The sequence below is a fragment of the Amycolatopsis panacis genome (assembly GCF_003600245.1).
GTDB lineage: Bacteria > Actinomycetota > Actinomycetes > Mycobacteriales > Pseudonocardiaceae > Amycolatopsis > Amycolatopsis sulphurea.
On record NZ_QZFV01000105.1, the window covers coordinates 37634 to 43633 of the forward strand.

A 6000-nucleotide genomic window follows, 5' to 3' on the forward strand; every position below is an offset into this window, starting at 1 on the left:
CTGACACGTCAGGACGGAAAAAGCGCGCCTGGGTCAAGGTCGGTTGGTGCAGCCGATAAGGAACGGTTTGCGTGAACAGCTCTTACGAGGCCCTGTTTGCGCGTGAACTGTTAGACAGGTATGCAAGATCGCGCCGTGCAGTGAAGCCGATCCGACTAGGTCCGAGCCCTGGCAATTGACCCTTCTGTCTGCTGCGGCATGGTGAGATCACGGTAAAGGAGAAATGCACGCGGCCTGGGTAGCGTGTTCCGGTAAGGCGGGTGAGCGGAATCGGGTGAGCGCTCGACAAAGGCTATACCGGCGGTGGGTCCGGTGAAGTGGATAACCTGGCCGACGCGCACGGTCAGGAACTCGTCGCTGTTGTTCTCGTGCAGGCCTGCCGACGTTGAAGGAAGCCGCGTTTTCGTACTTTCACTAGCCAGTTGTGGGCGCTGCGCGGTGTCATGTAAAAAATAACCTCGTGGTCATGTCGCTGAGGCCGGGCCTAGAACTCGCTATTGGCTGTATTCTCGGCGACTGCGTGCATCTCGATGAGCCTGATCCGGAGCGTCACCATATTTGTCCGGTTGAGTGGGTTGTTACCGATGTGTCGAGAACCGTCATCAAGCAGGACCGGTTACGCACACTCGGTGCGTTCTCGACCATCTGTGAGATCTCACCAAGACGACGGGACGCGGCGCACCGCCGAGTTGCTATGGACCAAGCGTGATCCTAGGGCGAAGCTCGTCCCTGTGGAGAAGCCGACAGGGTCGCGACCCAAGAGTTCCGTCAGCGACGACGCTACCGAAGGTGAATCGTCTTCGGATATTTGATATCGAGCGGTACGCCCGCGATCAGGCCACTGCCAAGGTTGGCGAGGTGTTCACCGGTCACCGGCTGACCGCGCTCATCGCAGCGATTCTGCGGGCGCAGGGATTCACGCGACGCCTCGCTGGGAGGTGCGGACGGCGGCATTGACAATCTTGCAGGTACCGGTCTGCTGAGATTGGACGCGCCGAGACTTGTCGTATTGGCCAAATCCGGCACCACTCAGGTCGGCAGTCCCGTGGTACAACAGCTGCTCGGCGCGGTCTCTGGGCAGAAGGCCGACCTGGGCTACTCGTAGTGTGGGGCGGAGTCGCCAAATCGGCTCGTGACCTGCTGAACGCGCACCGGTTCGTGCTCAAGCTGCGAAATGCCGACGATGTGCTGGCAGGGATCTTCCATCGCCGTGACAGCTCCCTGCGGGCATCCAGGCCGATCTGCTGCTGAAGCAGGTCTGGGCCCTTGTCGAAGAATCAGGTTGAGTGATCAACTACATTGTTGACGGACCGCCAGTAATTTCTTGCCAAGTCGTAGTGGAAAGCACTCACCCAATCGATGATTTTCCTGCACCATGTTCAGGTAACAGGGAGGTTGCATGGCGTCTAACAAGCCGCTGTCCGAACGCATGGTGGCCGAGCTGCCGCTCATCGAGCAGCTGGTGGCGATGCAATGGCAGCATGTCGAGAGCCGCAGGGTCGCCGGGAGGTATCTTGAGCGTGACTCGACACGGGATGTGCTGCTCGAACGCCGGCTGCGGGCAGCACTCCGCAAGATCAACCTTGGCGCGGACGGGGAGCCATGGCTGGATGATGCCCGCATCTCGCAGATGGTGGGCGCTTTGCAACGACCGGCGGGGCGGGACCTGCTGGAGATCAACCAGGAGCTGACGGCCCTGCTGATTGGTGGCATCGAGGTCGCGCCGCCCAGTGGTGCCCGGCAGCGGCAGGTGCGTGTCGACTACATCGACTGGGAACATCCGGAACGCAACGACTTCGTGGTGATGGACCAGTTCCGCGTGCAGTTGCCCGCAAACAACCGGAAGGCCATCATCCCTGATCTGGTGTTGTTCGTGAACGGCATTCCCCTGGTGGTGATCGAGGCCAAGGCGGGGCAGGTTACCGACCCGCTCATGCACGCCATCGACCAGCTGCGGCGGTACGCCAATCGACGTGGGGACATCACAGAGGGTAACGAGCGGCTGTTCCATACCAACCAGCTCATGATCGGCACTTGTTTCGACGACGCTCGGGCCGGCACGATCACCGCGGCGCCGAACCACTACGCACAGTGGAAGACCATCGAACCGGCGACGGAGGACGAGGTGAGCGCCGAGGTCAGCCACGCAACGCCCTTTTCCCTCCAGGAGCAGATCACCGCGGGTATGCTGAGGCCAGAGCGGTTGCTCGACCTCATCCGGCACTGCACGCTATTCACTCAAACCGATGACGGCCAGACCATCAAGGTAGTCGCCCGCTATCAGCAGTACCGGGCGGTTCGCCGAGCCATCGAGCGGCTCAAAACCGGCCAGCCCAAAGCGCCCGGGGTTGATGACGGACGCGGCGGCATCATTTGGCACACCCAGGGCTCCGGTAAGAGCCTGACCATGGTCTTCCTGATCAAGGCAATGCGCAGCGATCCCGCGCTGAGATCTTTCAAGGTCGTGGTGATCACCGACCGCGCACAGCTTCAACAGCAGCTCAGCGATACCGCGGAGCTCGCCGACGAGACGGTTGAGGTTGCCAAGAACGTCAAGGATCTCAAGAGACACCTAGCCCGGAAGGGCAAGGACCTGGTCTTCGCGATGATCCAGAAGCACCGCGACCCAGATGGCTCGACCAAGCAGGAGAAAGCCGCCGAAGCCGCTGAACTCACCAAGCAGTTCGCCGATCTCGGTGAGCTCAACACTGATCACAACATCCTGGTGCTTGTCGATGAGGCGCACCGGTCCCACGGTAGCGACCTGCACATGAGCCTGCTGACCGCGCTGCCTAACTGTGCACGAATCGGTTTCACCGGCACGCCGATCATCATGGGCAAGCGGAAGAAGACCCTGGACATTTTTGGCACCTATATCGACAGGTACACCATCAAGCAGTCCGAAGAGGACGGTGCGACGGTACCTATTCTGTATGAAGGCAGAACGACACGTGGCTCGGTACGCGATCATGATGATCTAGACGAGCTGTTCGACGATATGTTCGTTGAGCGCACTCCAGAAGAATTGGAGCGGATCAAGCAGCGTTGGGCGACTAAGGGCCACGTGCTGGAGGCGCCCAACCTGATCGAGGCCAAGGCCCGCAACATGCTCGCGCACTATGTGGACACAATCCTGCCCAACCGCTTCAAAGCGCAGGTAGTGGCGACTAGCAGGACAGCGACGGTGCGCTACCGCGGGGCATTTCAGAAGGCGCAACGAGAACTGCTGGCACAGCTCGACAGCCTCCCGCCCGGTATGCGCACTGCCAAGGCAGCCGAGGACTACGCCCTACGCGGCGGTCCGACCGCCCGACTGGTCCGGGGATGGCGTCACCGCGACCTCATCGCGCGGCTCGACTTCGTACCGGTCATCTCTGGCCAGCACAACGATGAGGCGGAACTGTCGCGCTGGACCAACAAGCCGCGGCAGAATCAAGCCATCCAGGACTTCAAGAAGCCGTTGCCCACCGGCGGCAACAGCGATCCGGAGAAGACATCACCGGTGGCGTTCCTGCTCGTCAAGTCCATGCTGTTGACCGGTTTCGACGCGCCTGTAGAGCAGGTGCTCTACTTGGATCGGCACATCAAGGAAGCCGAGCTGCTCCAGGCGATCGCTAGGGTGAACCGGTCGCGCAAGGGCAAACGGGCCGGCTATGTCATCGACTTCTTCGGGGTTGCTAACAACCTGCGGGCCGCCTTGGCCGCCTATGCACGTGATGATCTTGAAGGTGTGCTGGCCGACATCCGTGAGCAGATCCCGAAGTTGCGTGAACGGGAACACATCGTCAGAAAGCTGTTCGCTGAGCGGGGCGTGACGAGTTTTGACACGCCGGACGACATCGAGAAATGTGTTCAGCTACTTGAAGACGAGAAGCTGCGCACCGAGTTCGAGGACGCGCTCAAGCAATTCGCCGAGACGATGGAGATCGTGCTCCCGCGACTGGATGCCAAGCCGCACATCGTGCCGTTCAAGACGTTCGGCAACATCCAGCGTCAGGCCCGCAACCGCTACCGCGATCTGAATGGCTTCGACGTTTCGCTGTACGGCGCGAAGGTACGCCAGCTCATCGATGACTACGTGATTGCACATGGAGTCGACCAGACGATTCCACCGGTCTCCGTCACTGCGGCCGACTTCGATCGCAAGGTGTGCGCCATGACCAATGCGCGGGCCAGGGCCTCCGAGATGGAACACGCGATCCGGCATCACATCGACCAACACCGTGATGAGGATCCCGAGTTCTACGATCGGCTCTCCGAACGATTGGAGAGAATCCTGCAAGACCTGAAGGACCAGGCGGAGGAGCTGGTGCAGGCACTGTGGCCGCTTGTCGAGGAGGCGCGTGCGGGCCGCCAAGCTGGCGACGGGGAGTTTTCACCGGTGGAGGCGGCGTTGTACGACCTCCTGCGTAGTGCGGTGACAGGTCTGACCAAGGACTGCGCTCTCGATGAGGACAGAGACAGCGCCGTGCGTGCTGCCACAGTCGACGTGATATTCCACATCAGGCAGGACATCCAGCTCGTCGGCTTCTGGGGCAACACGTTCAAACAGGACCAGCTGCGGATGCGGATCTTTGACCGACTTGTCGTCAATGTCGCCGGAGACGACCTGTTCGACTTCGACCGGCTCGAAGATCTGTCGACCAGCGTGTTGGAGTTGGCCAGAGCCAACCACTCAAGGTTTACTGGGGGACGATGATCCCGGTCGCTTCCTCGAACCTGCCTCTCACAGTCCGCGTCGGTGGGCTCGACTTCGCGGTGCGCGCCTCAGCGGCGCGGTCGACCTTTGGCATCACCATCGAACGGGACGGTGACCTAGTCCTGCGCGCGCCCGCGGACGCGGAGTTGTCCGCGTTGGTGGATTGGGCGCGGGCGAGGGCAGCCTGGGTTTATCGGAAGCTCGCCGACAAAGACCGGCTGGTCGCCACTCCGGTCACCAAGCAGTTCCTCTCCGGCGAAGGATTCGACCTGCTCGGCCGTCATTATCGCTTGCGACTTGGCGACGAGCCCGAGGTCCAGCTACGGGACGGGTGGCTCCGAATGTCGAGAGAGTCGGCGGAGGCCGGCCGTGGCGCCGAGGAGCTAATCGCCTGGTACCGGCAGGAGGCGTTACACTGGCTGCCGGCGCGTATCGAGCCGTGGGCGGCCAAAATGGCAGCGCGGCCTCGGCAACTCGACGTACGTGACCTCGGCTATCGGTGGGGATCGCTCGGGAAGGGCGAGCGGTTGAACCTGCACTGGGCCATCATGCAGCTTTCCCCGAGCCTGATTGACTATGTGATTGTGCATGAACTAGCACACGTCGATGAGCCTAATCACACAACGAGATTCTGGGCCGCGGTACGGCGAGTTCTACCTGACTACGATCAAAGAAAGTCCCGGTTGTCTGAAGCCGGAACGAGTCTGTGGATCCCTGCTAGTGTTCGCCGGATACACGACTGAGCTGGTCTTTCCAGTCCAACGGGCGTGGGTCGGACCAGACCTTTTGAAGCTGTCAATCGATTAAGACCTATCAAACAGGCAGGGCGACTCCGTGCTGCGGGTCGTATCTAGTCGGAGAACAATTAGTTGCTGTACGTTGACAAGAAATTGCATATCTAAAGGTCGCGCACCGCACCCGCGGGGCCAGCCAGCATCGGTCACCCCTCGACGAGCATAGCGAGAATTGTCATGCTCGCGATGACGTTCGCACTGAGCTCCGCGACCTCGTCTGCCGACGTCAGTGAAGCGGTCGGCTGTTTAACGCTGCGGTTCGATGGGGCTGGCTCTGGTAGGAGCGGATTTCCTTCCAGTGGGTCAAAGACGAACGACGCCGGATCGACGCGGCCGAGGTCCACGGGGACAAGCCCCTGGAGGCGGCCGAGCGGGCCGAACTGCAGCGCCTGCGCCGCCAGGTGAATGAGCTGGAGAAGGACAACGCGTTCCTGGTAAAAGCCTGTGTGCCACGAGCGCTGGAGGTCGCCTGATGTAGTAGGTGGCTGAAGCGGTGCTGCACGAAAG

4 protein-coding genes are annotated in these 6000 nt (G+C 61.1%); 3 read left to right on the top strand and 1 reads right to left on the bottom strand.

Going from position 1 to position 6000, the window contains the following annotated elements:
* The first annotated feature begins 931 nt into the window (after positions 1-931).
* From D5S19_RS34230 to D5S19_RS22735, 3 genes are all read left to right on the top strand, one after another.
* Entirely contained in the window at positions 932-1105 is a 174-nt protein-coding gene (locus tag D5S19_RS34230) for a restriction endonuclease (RefSeq protein WP_120025425.1), read from the top strand.
* A gap of 294 nt (positions 1106-1399) precedes the next feature.
* Positions 1400-4699 carry a type I restriction endonuclease subunit R gene (locus D5S19_RS22730; protein ID WP_233574092.1) on the top strand — a complete coding sequence of 1100 codons (3300 nt, stop codon included), beginning with the start codon at positions 1400-1402 and terminating at the stop codon, positions 4697-4699.
* Entirely contained in the window at positions 4696-5442 is a 747-nt protein-coding gene (locus tag D5S19_RS22735) for a M48 family metallopeptidase (RefSeq protein WP_120025426.1), read from the top strand. Before D5S19_RS22730 ends, D5S19_RS22735 begins: the two co-directional genes overlap by 4 nt.
* A 197-nt stretch (positions 5443-5639) precedes the next feature.
* Here D5S19_RS22735 and D5S19_RS33280 read toward each other — a convergent pair.
* Positions 5640-6000, bottom strand: a 361-nt coding sequence (locus D5S19_RS33280; RefSeq protein ID WP_233574093.1) for a hypothetical protein, incomplete at its 5' end; no start/stop codon positions are given.

Excerpts from the sequence above, each read along its gene's own strand:
- D5S19_RS22730 (WP_233574092.1), top strand. The coding sequence starts at position 1,400 with ATGGCGTCTAACAAGCCGCTGTCCGAACGCATGGTGGCCGAGCTGCCG.
- D5S19_RS22735 (WP_120025426.1), top strand. The coding sequence starts at position 4,696 with ATGATCCCGGTCGCTTCCTCGAACCTGCCTCTCACAGTCCGCGTCGGT.